Origin of the sequence: Photobacterium jeanii, assembly GCF_001650345.1 — a bacterium.
Classification (GTDB): domain Bacteria; phylum Pseudomonadota; class Gammaproteobacteria; order Enterobacterales; family Vibrionaceae; genus Photobacterium; species Photobacterium jeanii.
In genome coordinates, this window is record NZ_LVHF01000012.1 from 899,255 (window position 1) to 913,635 (window position 14,381).

Annotated in this window: 13 protein-coding genes and 1 other annotated feature; of the genes, 9 read left to right on the forward strand and 4 right to left on the reverse strand. The window is 47.7% G+C overall.

The features are described from left to right. Positions 1-4 precede the first annotated feature (4 nt). A complete protein-coding gene (gene sohB, locus A3K86_RS05375; RefSeq protein WP_068328767.1) occupies positions 5-1,066 on the reverse strand; it encodes a protease SohB in 1,062 nt (353 codons plus the stop codon). A gap of 188 nt (positions 1,067-1,254) precedes the next feature. On the opposite strand from sohB, the gene A3K86_RS05380 reads away from it, so the two are divergent. Then, the gene (locus tag A3K86_RS05380; RefSeq protein WP_068328770.1) at positions 1,255-2,010 is read left to right on the forward strand and encodes a YciK family oxidoreductase; all 756 of its coding nucleotides are present in this window, start codon (positions 1,255-1,257) and stop codon (positions 2,008-2,010) included. A 90-nt stretch (positions 2,011-2,100) separates the two neighbouring features. Here the strand turns inward: A3K86_RS05380 and rluB are convergent, their stop codons facing one another. The 3 genes from rluB to rnm all read right to left on the reverse strand — a co-directional run bounded on the left by rluB (position 2,101) and on the right by rnm (position 4,795). Further along, positions 2,101-3,123: a 23S rRNA pseudouridine(2605) synthase RluB gene (gene rluB / locus A3K86_RS05385; RefSeq protein ID WP_068328773.1), complete on the reverse strand. Its 1,023-nt coding sequence runs from the start codon at positions 3,121-3,123 to the stop codon at positions 2,101-2,103. Between the two features lie 149 nt (positions 3,124-3,272). Further along, a complete protein-coding gene (locus A3K86_RS05390; RefSeq protein ID WP_068328775.1) occupies positions 3,273-3,893 on the reverse strand; it encodes an L-threonylcarbamoyladenylate synthase in 621 nt (206 codons plus the stop codon). 32 nt (positions 3,894-3,925) lie between these two features. Further along, entirely contained in the window at positions 3,926-4,795 is an 870-nt protein-coding gene (gene rnm / locus A3K86_RS05395; RefSeq protein WP_068328778.1) for an RNase RNM, read from the reverse strand. A gap of 110 nt (positions 4,796-4,905) precedes the next feature. Beyond that, positions 4,906-5,001: a sequence feature (Trp leader region), on the forward strand. 81 nt (positions 5,002-5,082) lie between these two features. Here rnm and aroF point away from each other — a divergent pair. The 8 genes from aroF to A3K86_RS05435 all read left to right on the forward strand — a co-directional run bounded on the left by aroF (position 5,083) and on the right by A3K86_RS05435 (position 14,338). Beyond that, positions 5,083-6,096 carry a 3-deoxy-7-phosphoheptulonate synthase gene (gene aroF, locus A3K86_RS05400; protein ID WP_068328782.1) on the forward strand — a complete coding sequence of 338 codons (1,014 nt, stop codon included), beginning with the start codon at positions 5,083-5,085 and terminating at the stop codon, positions 6,094-6,096. Next, on the forward strand, positions 6,093-7,661 hold the full coding sequence (locus A3K86_RS05405; RefSeq protein ID WP_068328786.1) for an anthranilate synthase component 1: 1,569 nt from the start codon (positions 6,093-6,095) through the stop codon (positions 7,659-7,661). The genes aroF and A3K86_RS05405 overlap by 4 nt, the downstream gene beginning before the upstream one ends. Before the next feature lie 10 nt (positions 7,662-7,671). Further along, positions 7,672-8,298 (forward strand): aminodeoxychorismate/anthranilate synthase component II, encoded by a 627-nt coding sequence (locus tag A3K86_RS05410; RefSeq protein ID WP_068328789.1) that lies wholly within the window; start codon positions 7,672-7,674, stop codon positions 8,296-8,298. 11 nt (positions 8,299-8,309) lie between these two features. Continuing rightward, complete coding sequence (trpD, locus tag A3K86_RS05415) at positions 8,310-9,320, forward strand: anthranilate phosphoribosyltransferase (RefSeq protein ID WP_068328792.1); 1,011 nt, start codon at positions 8,310-8,312, stop codon at positions 9,318-9,320. A 2-nt stretch (positions 9,321-9,322) separates the two neighbouring features. Continuing rightward, positions 9,323-10,705, forward strand: coding sequence for a bifunctional indole-3-glycerol-phosphate synthase TrpC/phosphoribosylanthranilate isomerase TrpF (trpCF, locus tag A3K86_RS05420; protein ID WP_068328796.1), 1,383 nt, complete (start codon positions 9,323-9,325; stop codon positions 10,703-10,705). A gap of 1 nt (position 10,706) precedes the next feature. Further along, positions 10,707-11,897 (forward strand): tryptophan synthase subunit beta, encoded by a 1,191-nt coding sequence (gene trpB / locus A3K86_RS05425; protein ID WP_068328800.1) that lies wholly within the window; start codon positions 10,707-10,709, stop codon positions 11,895-11,897. Beyond that, a complete protein-coding gene (gene trpA, locus A3K86_RS05430; RefSeq protein WP_068328803.1) occupies positions 11,897-12,703 on the forward strand; it encodes a tryptophan synthase subunit alpha in 807 nt (268 codons plus the stop codon). Before trpB ends, trpA begins: the two co-directional genes overlap by 1 nt. A 402-nt stretch (positions 12,704-13,105) precedes the next feature. After that, positions 13,106-14,338, forward strand: coding sequence for a dicarboxylate/amino acid:cation symporter (locus tag A3K86_RS05435; protein WP_084406519.1), 1,233 nt, complete (start codon positions 13,106-13,108; stop codon positions 14,336-14,338). The last annotated feature ends 43 nt before the right edge of the window (positions 14,339-14,381 follow it).

Consider the following 14,381-nt stretch of genomic DNA (forward strand, 5'->3'; position numbering starts at 1 on the left):
GCCCCTATACGATTGGACGTTGACCACGGCTGATCCATTTCAGCAGTAGGTTGTCCGCCGCTTCGCCAGTCGCACCTGCTAATTTCTCAGCCAGTTTCTTACGACGCACATAACGAATGTTCAACACTTCACGATCTTTACACGCTTGAGTAATGAAATCATCACTAGTACCGATCTCATCCACCAGCCCAAGTTCGTGTGCTTGTTTACCGAACCAATGCTCACCTGTTGCTACTTTTTCCAGATCCAATTCAGGACGGTGGTCAGCAATAAAGTCTTTGAATAAACCGTGGGTTTCTTCAATTTCAGATTGGAATTTTTCACGCGCTTTATCTGTGTTCTCTCCGAACATGGTCAAAGTACGCTTAAATTCACCGGCAGTGATTTGCTCAAACTCAATATCGTTCTTTTTCAATACCTTGTTGAAGTTTGGCAGCTGTGCAATCACACCAATTGACCCCACAACAGCAAACGGTGCGGAGATGATTTTATCCGCAACACACGCCATCATGTAACCGCCACTGGCTGCAACTTTATCCACCGAGATGGTCAGTTTAATGCCCGCTTGTTTTAGGCGATCAAGCTGTGATGACGCCAAACCGTAGCCATGTACCATACCGCCGCCAGTTTCTAAACGCAGCAGCACTTCATCACCTTCAATCGCAACCGCTAGAATAGCGGTCACTTCTTCGCGCAGTGATGCTACTTCTTTAGCATCAATACTGCCGTGAAAATCTAATACGAATAAGCGAGGATCACGGGCATGGGATAACTCCCCTTCTTTGGCCGCTTTCTTCACTTCTTCTTGGCGAGCTTTGTCTTTACTTTTCTCTTCTTTTTTCTCAACTTTTTCTTTTGCTTTCAGCAAGGCTTTATCGTAAAGGTGACCTTCAAGCTGGTGTACTGTGTGTTTGTACTGCTCGGTCAAATCCGTCACTTCTAGTTCACCTTTTTGCGAACCATGACGTCCATTTAAGCCTTTAGCGACAATCAGAATACCCACAATAGCAATCACAACTGTGGCGATCTTGGCTAGAAATAGGCCGTAATCAAACAAAAAATCCAATGTTGAGTCCTCATTTTATGAACTTAACCCCATTGTAACCTGCTCTTACTATGGCAATGCAATGAAAAAGAGACTATTTTACATTTTCGTTAAATTGTCTTGCTGTGCATATCCCATGCATAAATGGTGTCAGCACTGATGACAAAACAAAATAACAAGCAAGTGAAGCTCCAATAAGGAAGTAATACGTGGAATATCAAATTGCAGCGGATTCGCTAAAAGATCGCGTGATTCTAGTGACAGGTGCAGGTGACGGTATTGGTCGTCAGGCCGCTATCAGCTACGCAGCACATGGCGCAACCGTGATCTTACTCGGTCGTACCGTAAAAAAACTGGAAGCGGTTTATGATGAAATTGAAGCGCAAGGTTCTCCGCAACCAGCGATCATCCCGCTTGATTTGAAAGGTGCGACCAAGCAAAACTACCTCGACATGATGGAAACCATTGAAGAGCAATTTGGTCGTCTTGATGGCTTACTACACAATGCTGGCTTGCTTGGCGTGCTTAGTCCGTTTGATCAAATCGATGAAGCGAGCTTTGATGATGTAATGCAAGTGAATGTAAAAGCAGAACTTTTACTAACTCAAGCCGCTTTACCTTTATTGAAAAAATCCGATGATGCTCGCCTTGTCTTTACCACTTCAACCGTCGGTCACAGCGGTCGTGCTTTCTGGGGTACTTACGCTATCTCGAAATTCGCTACCGAAGGCATGATGCAGGTATTAGCAGACGAACTAAGCAACACCAAGGTACGCGTAAATGCGATTAACCCAGGCGGTACACGTACCGGTATGCGTGCCCAAGCCTTCCCTGCAGAGGATGCTAATCAGCTAAAAACACCACTGGATATCATGCCTCTTTACCTTTATTTGATGGCCCCTGAAGGTCGAGACGTACATGGTGAATGCATTGATGCCCAACCTAAGCGTCAACCAAGCAAGTAATCGCGCAAGTTCCTTGCAGGACAAAATGAGCTGATACAAAAAAGCAGCGATGATTCGCTGCTTTTTTATCTCAGTAGGTCTAAACCCAACTTATTTGCGTGAACGCGGTTTCGCTGGCTTATTTTTCAGCGGGTTGCGACGGTTAGACGCATTACCTGACGGCTTACGCTTACCAGAAGAAGCGCGATTACCACCGTTACTTTGACCTTGCTCAGCATTTTTATTGCGGCTTGAACTTTGTTGGCGACGACCATTACGGCGGCCTTGACGCTCATCATTCGCACGCTCTTCGTGACGGCGAACCGCACGACGAATTTGACGCACACCACGTTTACGTTTCTGACCTTCAACCGTTAGCATGGTTTCGCTTTCGTGCTCAAGTTCTACCATTTCACGTAGGTAGTTAACTTCCTTAAGCTCAAGCTCCATCCAGCCACCGCGTGGTAGATCTTTCGTTAGGTAGATATCACCGTAACGTACACGTTTCAGACGCGATACTGTCACACCTTGTGAATCCCACAAGCGACGAACCTCACGGTTACGACCTTCTGTGATCACCACGTAGAATGTGTGGTTCATGCCTTCACCGCCGGCATACACTACGTCTTCAAAACGAGCCATACCATCTTCAAGCTTAACGCCACGTACAAGGTTACGAACCATATCTTCGGTAACATCACCGAAAACACGTACCATGTATTCACGTTGAACTGTGCGGCTTGGGTGCATTAGGCGGTTTGCTAATTCACCGTCAGTCGTAAATAGCAGTAGACCACTGGTGTTCGCATCCAGACGACCAACCGATACCCAACGACCTTCGTTTAAGCGAGGTAGGCGGTCAAATACAGTGCGACGACCTTCAGGGTCATGGCGAGTACAAAGTTCACCTTCTGGCTTGTTATAAGCAAGTACACGACACACTTCATCGCTGGTCGCAACCAAGTCAACTTTGTGGCCATCAATACGTACAAGCACATCAAGATCTTCTAGACGGTCACCCAATTTAGCAACACGTCCGTCAATGCTGACACGACCTTCTTGAATCTTTAATTCGATTTCACGACGAGAGCCCTGACCTGAACGTGCCAGCACTTTCTGTAATTTTTCACTCATTAGACAAACCTTTGTCGCCTTCACAGGCGTCGAAATACTCATCCCCAATATCGACTGATATCGGGCAGCGGCGAATTATGCCAAAAGCCCTCTGAAGTTACTAGGGCGCGTTAAACTTTAAACACAATTTAAAGCCCGATTCGCAACCACTATTCAAATGGTGCTGGGTCACCCGAACCTACGCGAACCACGTTGGTTTCCCCATCACTGAAATCCACCACCGTCGTTGGTTGCTCACCTAAGTAACCACCGTTGATGATCAAATCAACTGCATGCTCTAGCTTGTCACGAATTTCATCCGGATCAGACTCGGCAACTTCACTGTTAGGCAAAATTAAACTGGTCGACATCAGAGGTTCACCCAACTCTTCCAGTAGCGCCAGTGCAATCGCGTTATCTGGTACACGAATACCTATGGTTTTACGCTTGGGATTCATCAGGCGACGTGGCACCTCTTTGGTCCCTTTAAAGATGAAAGTATAAGCGCCCGGCGTGTTATTGCGTAGCAGACGATAAGCAACATTATCAACCCGTGCGTATAGGGATAACTCCGATAAATCGCGGCATAGTAAGGTGAAGTTGTGCTTGTCGTTAAGGCGACGGATTTGGCAAATGCGCTCTAACGCGCCTTTGTTTTCAAGCTGGCAACCTAAGGCATAGCCCGAATCCGTTGGATACACAATCACGCCACCTTTGCGAATGATCGCCACAGCTTGATTAATCAAACGTGTTTGTGGTGTTTCTGGATGTACGTAAAAAAATTGGCTCATGGTTCCTCCCAAAAAGCCTCCGCTAAATCCTATTATTCAGCAGCGGCCTCTGAATCAACTCGCTTCTTTTCAACATCCCACTGATGCCAAACTTCAGTCACCCCTTTCGGCAACCACAAGTTTCGACCCAACTCGGTCCATGGAGACGCATAGTGGAAATCAGAGCCTTGTGAAGCAAGTAATTGATAATCGATGGCAAGATCGCCGAGCTTACGGCGCTCCTGCTGAGCTTGTTGTGGTTGAGCCACTTCCATGGCATCCCCGTTGGCTTCCACGAAAGTCGTTAACAAACGTTTTAACCACTTTGTTGTCATCTTGTATCGACCTGGATGAGCAAGCACTGCCTGACCACCCGCAGCATGAATCGCCGCGACCGCTTCAGCAATCGAACACCAGCTTGGCGGCACATAACCCGGATTACCACGAGTGAGGAATTTCTTGAACACGGCTTGCATGGTTTTCGCGTAGCCTTGTGCCACGATCCATTGTGCAAAATGAGCACGCGTTAGGGTCGCATCTCCCGCTAGGGCACGCGCCCCTTCTAATGCGCCCGGCATACGGCTTTTCGCCAAACGCTCAGCAATCATCTCTGCGCGCTGCTCACGACGTTGTGCTTGTTCTGCGATGAGCTGCACAATTGCAGGATGTTCAGGATCAATATTCAGGCCGACAATGTGAATATCAAAATTTTGCCAAACTGTCGATATTTCAATGCCTTTGATGAGAGTTAGAGGCAGATTTTGTTCGTCAATCACCTGTTGTGCTTCGGCGAGACCCGCCACGGTATCGTGGTCAGTGATGGCCAGTACATCAACACGGTGAGCAATCGCCCGTTCCACTAATTCTTGTGGGGAAAGGCGACCATCTGATGCCGTTGTATGGCTGTGTAAATCAAATAACATAAATTTTATTCTTGACTCTATATCTGTAAACTAGTTTACTAGTACGCAGTTACCCGAAATCATAACAGGACGGTCACATGGTACAGCATATTCATCCTCAGCACTGCGCTTTTTCTTGGTGGTGGCACTCCCAACTTTGGGCGGTGTAATTCCCTGTACCTGTAGGACAGCATTCACACTAGCCCGCACACTGCGGGCTTTTTTACGCCCTGAAAAAACCAATGTAAAAAATTGCTTATTAATTTCACCACTGTGCCAACGGCATAATGGATTAAAGGACACCATATATGATTATTGTACTTAAACCACAAGCTACCGAATCTCAAGCCAAAGACATTCTCCAACGTATCGAAGAAGCAGGCCTCAAGCCTGTGTACATGCCAGGTGTTGAACGCATTGTGCTGGGCGCATTGGGCGACGAACGTATTTTGCAAAAGCTCAACCTTGATGCTTACCCATGCGTGGAAACCGTTAAGCCAATTTTAACTAAGTACAAAATGGTCAGCCGCGAAGTTCAAGCGCACGATACCGTGGTGCGATTTGGTAATGCCGCAATTGGTGGTGACAAATTTGCCGTCATTGCAGGCCCTTGCTCGGTCGAGTCTGAAGCGCAATTACTCTCAGTTGCCGAAGTGGTGAAACAACATGGCGCAGTGGCACTTCGCGGTGGCGCGTACAAGCCGCGAACCAGCCCTTATGATTTCCAAGGTATGGGCGTAGAAGGGCTAAAATTACTGAAACAAGCCAATGAACAGCTTGGACTACCAACGGTGTCAGAAGTCATGGAAGTCAGCCAAGTTGATACGATGTGTGAATATGTCGACTGCCTACAAATAGGCGCGCGTAATATGCAAAACTACGCATTATTAAAAGCAGTGGGAGAAAGTCGTAAACCAGTCTTGCTCAAACGCGGACTTTCCGCCACTATCGAAGAGCTACTTCTCGCGGCGGAATACATTTACGATGCAGGAAACCCGAATATTATCCTGTGTGAGCGTGGTATCCGCACCTATGAAACAGCAACGCGCAACACATTGGATCTCAACGCGGTCGCTTACTTGAAGCAACGTACCCACCTACCAGTGGTGGTAGACCCAAGCCATGGAACAGGTGTACGTGAACTGGTTATTCCGCTTTCACGCGCAGCAGCTGCAGTGGGCGCCGATGGCATTATCGTCGAATCACACTTGAACCCGTGTGAAGCCTTATCAGACGGTCATCAAGCCTTAACGGGTCCAATGTTTGAGCAATTGATGCAAGAACTCAAACCATTTGTAGAAGCGGCAGGGAGAACGCTGTGAACACAACCCAACGCACCGTTGGCGAGCTGGAAGTGCTCAGCCTAGATGTACCCTATGTAGCGGAGCCCACTGAACTGTATTACACCGTTTGTGGCGACCGCCCTCACAACCTTTTACTGGAGTCGGCTGAAGTCGACTCCAAACAAGACTTAAAAAGTTTAATGCTGATTGACGCGGCAGTGCGCATTGTCTGCCGTGGCACTGAGGTGCGCTTTGAAGCACTGACCGACAATGGCTTAAATGTACTGCAGACGATTGAGCACAGCTTGGTCGATACTGTTGGTCGTCAGCGCACTAAAGATTGCTTGATCTTAACCTTCCCTACCGCTGAACGCGCCTTGGATGAGGATTCTCGTTTACGTCAGGCATCATCATTCGATGCCCTACGTATGGTGCAACAGGCGTTTGAAACCCAAAATCATCCGCAAGAAGCCCTCTTTCTTGGCGGGCTGTTTGCTTACGATTTAGTGGCGGGCTTTGAGCCCCTACCTGACGTTGCGACTGACAACCAATGTCCGGACTACCTTTTCTACATTGCTGAGACATTGCTCGTCATCGACCACCAGCGCCGCAAAGGCAAATTACAAGCCACACTGTTTGGTGGTGATCAGTACACCAACAGTTACTTTGAGTTAAGCCGCCGCTTACAGCAAATCAAAGAAGCCTGTTTAGCCCCAAGTGCAGTGCCACCAGCCGAACTGCTTGATAGCTGTGAGCCACAAGTCAGTGTTAGCGATCAAGATTTCTGCCAAACCGTTGCCGAACTCAAACAATACGTGATCAGTGGTGATGTATTCCAAGTCGTGCCATCACGCCAATTTACGCTTCCTTGCCCATCGCCATTGGTTGCCTATAAAGAACTGAAAGTTGGCAACCCAAGCCCGTACATGTTCTACCTGCAAGATGCCGATTTCACTTTGTTTGGCGCGTCACCAGAAAGTGCGCTGAAGTACTGCACGGAAAGCAACCAAGTTGAAATTTACCCGATAGCCGGCACCCGTCGCCGCGGTAAGAACCCAGATGGCTCAATCAACCTTGATTTAGACGGTCGCATCGAACTGGAATTGCGCTGCGATATGAAAGAAAACGCCGAGCACATGATGCTGGTCGATTTAGCGCGAAATGATGTTGCCCGTATCAGTGAAGCTGGAACCCGCTATGTCGCAGATCTTCTCAAAGTTGACCGCTACAGCCATGTAATGCACTTAGTCTCTCGTGTTGTTGGTCAACTGCGTGGCGACTTAGATGCCCTGCACGCGTACCAAGCGTGTATGAATATGGGCACATTAACGGGGGCACCCAAAATCCGTGCAATGCAATTAATCCGTGAAGTCGAGCAACGTCGCCGAGGCAGTTATGGCGGTGCAGTGGGTTATCTAACAGGGCATGGCGATATGGATACTTGTATCGTGATCCGTTCAGCTTATGTTGAAGGTGGTGTTGCTAGCGTTCAAGCTGGTGCCGGTGTGGTTTACGACTCTGTGCCTCAGGCAGAAGCCGATGAAACACGCGGTAAAGCACAAGCGGTGATCAGCGCGATTCAAAAAGCACATACTCAAGGTTGAGGAAAAGAATATGACCAAAGCTCACATTGTATTACTCGATAACTTTGACTCTTTTACCTACAACTTGGTTGATCAATTTCGTGCCCTAGGGCATCCCGTTACGGTTTACCGTAACAGCTTAACCGTTGAGAAAATGGAGCAAGCCATCAGTGAGAAAGCCAATCCCGTATTGGTGTTATCACCAGGACCAGGTGCTCCCGCAGACGCTGGCTGTATGCCTGAACTTATCCAGCATTTGCGTGGCAAAGTCCCAATGATAGGGATTTGTTTGGGTCATCAAGCGATTGTTGAAGCCTATGGCGGTAAAGTCGAAGGCGCTGGCGATATTGTTCATGGTAAAGCTGCCATGATGCGTCATAACCAACACCCAGTATTTGGCGACTTACCCAATCCTCTGTCGATTGCCCGTTATCACTCGCTCGTTGCGACAGAAGTACCGAGCAATTTACAAGTCGTCGCTGATGTTGATGGCTTAGTGATGGCTGTCACTCAAGATGACGACAAAGTCTGTGGGTTCCAATTCCATCCAGAGTCCATTTTGACCACGCAAGGCGCACAGCTCCTGATCAACACGCTTAATTGGGTCACCGAAAATTCGCCACTTGAAACGCCAGCCAGCATAGAACGAGAACAATAAGGAAATACATCATGGAAGCTGTTATTTACCAAATTGCTGAAAAGCTCTATCAACAAACATCATTAAGCCAACAAGAGAGCCATACTCTCTTTGACGCCATTATCAAAGGCGACGTTGAGCCTATTTTATTATCGGCTGTACTAACAGCATTAAAAATCAAAGGCGAAACCCCAGCAGAGATCGCAGGCGCAGCCAGTGCATTGGTTGCCAACGCTAATGCCTTCCCAAGCCCTGATTATGATTTTGGTGACATTGTCGGTACTGGTGGCGACGGTGCTAACACCATCAATATTTCGACCACCGCCGCATTTGTTGCAGCCGCTTGCGGTATAAAAGTGGCGAAACATGGTAACCGTGGTGTGTCGAGCAAATCGGGCTCTTCCGATCTACTGGATAAATTCGGCATCAACTTGGCGATGAAGCCTGAAACCGCTCGCCAAGCTCTGGATGATCTTGGGGTGTGCTTCTTATTTGCCCCTGAATACCACGGCGGTGTGCGCCACGCGATGCCAGTACGCCAGACATTGAAAACTCGCACCATCTTCAATTTACTTGGGCCGCTAATCAACCCTGCTCGCCCAACCATCGAGCTCATGGGCGTTTACGATAAAGCCTTAGTTCGCCCCATTGCCGAAACCATGGCGGCAATGAAAATGAAACGCGCAGCCGTTGTTCATGGTAGCGGGCTTGATGAAGTAGCCATTCATGGCGAAACAACGGTCGCAGAAATCAAAGATGGGCAAATCATCGAGTACACATTAACGCCTGCCGACTTTGGGCTAGAAACCTACCCGCTTGAAGCCATCAAAGGGGGCGAGCCAGAAGAAAACCGCGCCATCATCACCAATATCCTAACAGGCAAAGGTACCGATGCTCAGCAAGGTGCGGTTGCTGTAAATGTGGCATTACTCATGCGCCTATTTGGTCATGAAGATTTGAAAGCCAACACCCAACAAGCAATTGAAGTTATGCAGTCAGGCAGCGCCTTTGCATTAGTCGAAGAACTGGCAAAACGAGGTTAATCATGGAAACAGTGCTAGCAAAAATCGTTGCGGATAAACGCCTGTGGGTTGATGCGCGAAAAGTTCAGCAACCGCTCGCAGATTTTATTGATAAGCTAACACCGAGTGATCGCCCATTCTACGATGCACTAGCCAGCAAAGATCCGGCTTTCATTCTGGAATGTAAAAAAGCATCGCCATCAAAAGGCTTGATCCGCGATGATTTCGACCTTAATTACATTGCGCAGGTTTACAACAACCACGCCAGTGCCATTTCGGTGTTAACCGATGAAAAGTACTTCCAAGGCAATTTTGATTTCTTACCCCAAGTACGAGGTCAAGTTAGCCAACCTGTGCTGTGTAAAGACTTCATGATTGACCCATACCAGGTGTACTTGGCGCGTCATTATCACGCCGATGCCATTTTGCTGATGCTCTCGGTGCTAAATGATGAGGAATATCGCGAACTGGCTGACGTCGCAAATTCCCTTTCATTGGGTATCTTAACTGAAGTAAGTAACGAACAAGAGCTTGAACGCGCAATCGCTCTCGAGGCCAAAGTGGTGGGTATCAACAACCGAAACTTGCGCGATCTAAGTATCGACTTAAACCGTACTAAAGAATTAGCACCGCGTTTAAGCCAAGACACCATTGTGATTTCAGAATCTGGCATTTACACCAACCAGCAAGTACGAGAGCTATCGGCCTTTGCCAACGGTTTCTTGATTGGTAGCTCGCTGATGGCAGAAGAAAACCTTGAGCTCGCCGTTCGCCGCGTACTGATTGGTGAAAACAAAGTTTGCGGCTTAACCCACGCCGACGATGCCGCTGCCGCTTACCAAAGTGGCGCCGTGTACGGTGGACTAATTTTTGTGCCAGCTTCACCACGTTGTGTTGATACCGAACAGGCTCGCATGGTGATGAGCGGCGCACCACTAAAATATGTCGGCGTATTCCAAAATGCGGCAATTGAAACCGTCAGCGAGGTAGCCAATCACCTTCAGCTCAGTGCAGTTCAATTACACGGTGAAGAAACACCCGCTTACCTTAACGAACTCAAAACTAACTTACCGAAAACGTGTGAAATATGGAAAGCCCACGGCGTACAAGATGCCGTGCCAGAGGTTGAACGATGGCCAGCAGATAAACACGTTATTGACAGCAAGGTGGGGAATCAAAGTGGTGGTACTGGACAATGCTTTGACTGGTCATTACTTCCTCACTCAACCAAAGATCAGATTTTACTCGCAGGTGGCCTAACCCCAGACAATGTTAACGCAGCAGCACAACTGGGCTGCCGAGGTTTAGACCTAAACTCTGGCGTTGAAAGTGCCCCTGGCAAAAAAGATAAAACCAAATTGGATGCCGCGTTCGCAGCAATAAAAAGCATTAAGGACAAGAAGTAATATGAGTAAATTAGATGCCTACTTTGGCGAATTTGGTGGTCAGTTCGTACCACAGATTCTAGTACCTGCACTTGACCAGCTGGAAGATGCCTTCATCGAAGCGCAACAGGATCCAAGTTTTCAGCAGGAATTTATTGATCTACTTAAAGAGTATGCAGGGCGTCCAACAGCGCTGACTCTGTGTCAGAACCTGACCAAAGGTACTAACGCCAAACTGTACCTAAAGCGTGAAGATTTACTCCACGGCGGCGCACACAAAACCAACCAAGTACTCGGCCAAGCGCTACTTGCTAAGCGCATGGGTAAAAAAGAAATCATTGCTGAAACTGGCGCAGGTCAACACGGTGTAGCAACAGCGCTAGCTTGTGCCCTACTCGACTTAAAATGTCGCGTTTACATGGGCGCTAAAGATGTTGAACGCCAAAGTCCGAACGTATTTCGTATGAAATTAATGGGCGCGGAAGTGATCCCTGTGCATTCAGGCTCTGCAACCCTCAAAGATGCATGTAATGAAGCGATGCGCGACTGGTCTGCCAGCTATGACAAAGCTCACTATCTACTTGGTACAGCAGCAGGTCCTCACCCGTTCCCGACCATAGTGCGCGAATTCCAACACATCATTGGCGAAGAAACCAAAGCGCAAATCTTAGAAAAAGAAGGTCGTCTACCCGATGCCGTCATTGCGTGTGTGGGCGGTGGTTCAAACGCGATTGGTATGTTCTCTGATTTTATCAAAGAAGAAAGCGTGGCTTTAATTGGCGTGGAACCAGCAGGTAAGGGTCTTGATACCAACATGCATGGCGCGCCACTTAAACACGGTAAACTCGGCATCTTCTTTGGTATGAAAGCCCCATTGATGCAAGATGAGCACGGTCAGGTAGAAGAATCTTACTCGGTATCAGCAGGTTTAGACTTCCCATCAGTAGGCCCACAGCACGCACACTTAAACGCAACAGGTCGTGCCGAATACGGTTCAGTCACCGATGATGAAGCACTAGAGGCATTCCAGTCATTGGCCCGCAATGAAGGTATTATCCCAGCGCTAGAGTCAGCACACGCCTTGGCTTATGCCCTTCATATGATCCAGCAAAATCCAGAAAAAGAACAATTATTGGTTGTGAACCTATCAGGACGAGGTGACAAAGACATCTTCACCGTTCACGACATTTTAGAGCAAAAGGGAGCGCTATAATGGACCGTTATCAACAACTATTCAGCCAACTGGCAGAGAAAAAACAAGGCGCTTTCGTTCCTTTCGTCACCATTGGTGACCCAACGCCAGAGCAATCAATGCGTGTTATCGATACTTTGGTTGAATCTGGCGCTGATGCTCTCGAACTAGGGATTCCATTTTCTGACCCACTTGCCGATGGCCCGACTATTCAAGGCGCAACAATTCGGGCGCTTGAATCAGGCACAACACCCAGTGTGTGCTTTGATTTGCTTAGTCAAATCCGTACTAAGTACCCAAGCCTACCCATTGGTTTGCTCATGTACGCGAATTTGGTCTTCGCCCAAGGTGTCGATAACTTCTATCAACGCTGTGCAGAAGCAGGCGTCGATTCCGTGCTAATTGCCGATGTACCTGTTAATGAGTCTGAAGAGTTTCGTGCTGCTGCTGAGCGCCACGGTATTCACCCTATCTTTATCGCACCGCCTAATGCCGATGAAGCAACGTTGAAAACTGTGGCTGAACTAGGTGGCGGCTACACCTACTTACTGTCGCGCGCAGGCGTAACGGGTGCGGAAACCAAGGCGGGTATGCCTGTTGACCATCTTCTGGAAAGCTTGAAAAAACACAATGCGCCACCAGCCATTCTAGGCTTTGGTATTTCAAGCCCTGAACAGGTAAAAGCAGCCATTGAAGCTGGTGCGGCTGGTGCAATTTCAGGGTCGGCCGTCGTTAAAATCATTGAGAATAATCTAAATAACCACGCGAGTATGCTAAGTAAGTTAGCTGACTTTGTTGGTCCAATGAAAGCGGCAACTCAGCACTAATCACACCCTCATTTAGCACAATACCCAAAGCAGCTCAGTAATCACTTCTGGGCTGCTTTTTACTTACACACTTCCCTTTATCTCTTTGATACCGCCCCTCTTAAAGCAATGTGAATAAAGATAAAAGATTGCTCAGATAATTGGGCAATATAAATTCCTCTTTGGCTCTTAACCTCCCAGCATCAATCACCTACAGCATATTTCATCCCTACTACAAATCATTTACAGACAAAATATCAAAGTAATTAATTGATCTTATCTTTCATTACATATATAAACAGCAGCGCAATAGATCCACCCAACAATTACAACAAATATAAAACATTGCTCTATTAAAAAGATGCAGCTAACCACTATGGTTAGAACAGCAAACACAACAAAGACACGAAAGAGGTATCGAAAGTGTTAAACAAGAATGGGATTTTCAACAATATCGGCGTTCAAGTCGTCATCGCTATGGTGGTGGGCACCTTAGTCGGTGCCATGATGGGGCAAACTGCCAGCATCTTTGCACCGCTGGGTAGTATCTTTATCCACCTGATCAAAATGCTGGTGATCCCTTTGGTGGCTGTCGCCATCATTTCGGGCGCTGCTGGTTTAGGTAACAGCTCTGCGGCGGGTAAAGTGGGCTTAATGACACTCGGCTTTTTTGGCCTAACTTCCGCTGTCGCAGTCGCACTCGCCTTGTTCATGGGGCAAGTTTTTGAGCCAGGCGTTGGTGTAGATCTAACTGGTGTCGAAGGCATGTTCTCTAATGTTTATGCCGACAAAGGGGATTTACCATCGTTTTGGGCAACCCTCCTTGGCATGATCCCGACCAACGTTTTCCAATCATTGAATGAAGCGAACATCCTGCAAATTTTAGTGTTTTGTCTCTTCTTCGGGATTGCCGTTTCTAAACTGGAAAAAGAGCGTCGCGACCCACTCATCAATGGTGTGAACGCCATTGTTGATGCCATGGTTTGGATGATTAACGTTGTAATGAAAGTTGCCCCGTTAGGTGTATTTGGCCTAATGGCGGATGCTGTGGGTACATTTGGCTTTGGCGCATTGATGGTCGTATTCAAGCTCTTCGTGGTATACGTTGCCGCAATCATCGTTTACGGCTTTGTGTTCTATCCACTAATGGTGAAAGTGTTTAGTAAAACCTCACCAATGGCTTTCTTATCCGCCATGAAGAAGCCACAAGCTGTGGCACTATCAACCGCATCTTCTATGGCAACGCTGCCTGTTACCATGGAAGTCTGTGAAGAAGAACTGAAAGTGAAGAACTCTACCGCGTCGTTTGTGTTGCCACTGGGTGCAACCATCAATATGAGTGGTAACGCCATTTACTACGGTTTAGTCGCTATCTTCTTCGCACAGTTGTTCAACGTTGATTTGGGCATGAGCGCTTACATCGCGATCATCATCACCTCGACTTTAGGTGCCGTTGGTCAAGCCGGTGTTCCTGGCCCTTCTTTCTTGGTCGTGGCTGTATTGCTATCTGCAGGGATCCCAATTGAAGGTCTGCCGCTACTTTTCGCACTAGATCGCATCTTTGACATGATCCGAACTGCGCTAAATATTACAGGCGATGCCGCTTGTGCGGTGATCATCAATGACCACATTGAAGTAAGCCCTGAAACCAAGTAGAGCTTATATACCACCCACAAAAAAGCCCTGATAAATCAGGGCT

Excerpts from the sequence above, each read along its gene's own strand:
- rluB (WP_068328773.1), bottom strand. The coding sequence starts at position 3,123 with ATGAGTGAAAAATTACAGAAAGTGCTGGCACGTTCAGGTCAGGGCTCT.
- A3K86_RS05390 (WP_068328775.1), bottom strand. The coding sequence starts at position 3,893 with ATGAGCCAATTTTTTTACGTACATCCAGAAACACCACAAACACGTTTG.
- rnm (WP_068328778.1), bottom strand. The coding sequence starts at position 4,795 with ATGTTATTTGATTTACACAGCCATACAACGGCATCAGATGGTCGCCTT.
- aroF (WP_068328782.1), top strand. The coding sequence starts at position 5,083 with ATGATTATTGTACTTAAACCACAAGCTACCGAATCTCAAGCCAAAGAC.
- A3K86_RS05410 (WP_068328789.1), top strand. The coding sequence starts at position 7,672 with ATGACCAAAGCTCACATTGTATTACTCGATAACTTTGACTCTTTTACC.
- trpD (WP_068328792.1), top strand. The coding sequence starts at position 8,310 with ATGGAAGCTGTTATTTACCAAATTGCTGAAAAGCTCTATCAACAAACA.
- trpCF (WP_068328796.1), top strand. The coding sequence starts at position 9,323 with ATGGAAACAGTGCTAGCAAAAATCGTTGCGGATAAACGCCTGTGGGTT.
- trpB (WP_068328800.1), top strand. The coding sequence starts at position 10,707 with ATGAGTAAATTAGATGCCTACTTTGGCGAATTTGGTGGTCAGTTCGTA.
- trpA (WP_068328803.1), top strand. The coding sequence starts at position 11,897 with ATGGACCGTTATCAACAACTATTCAGCCAACTGGCAGAGAAAAAACAA.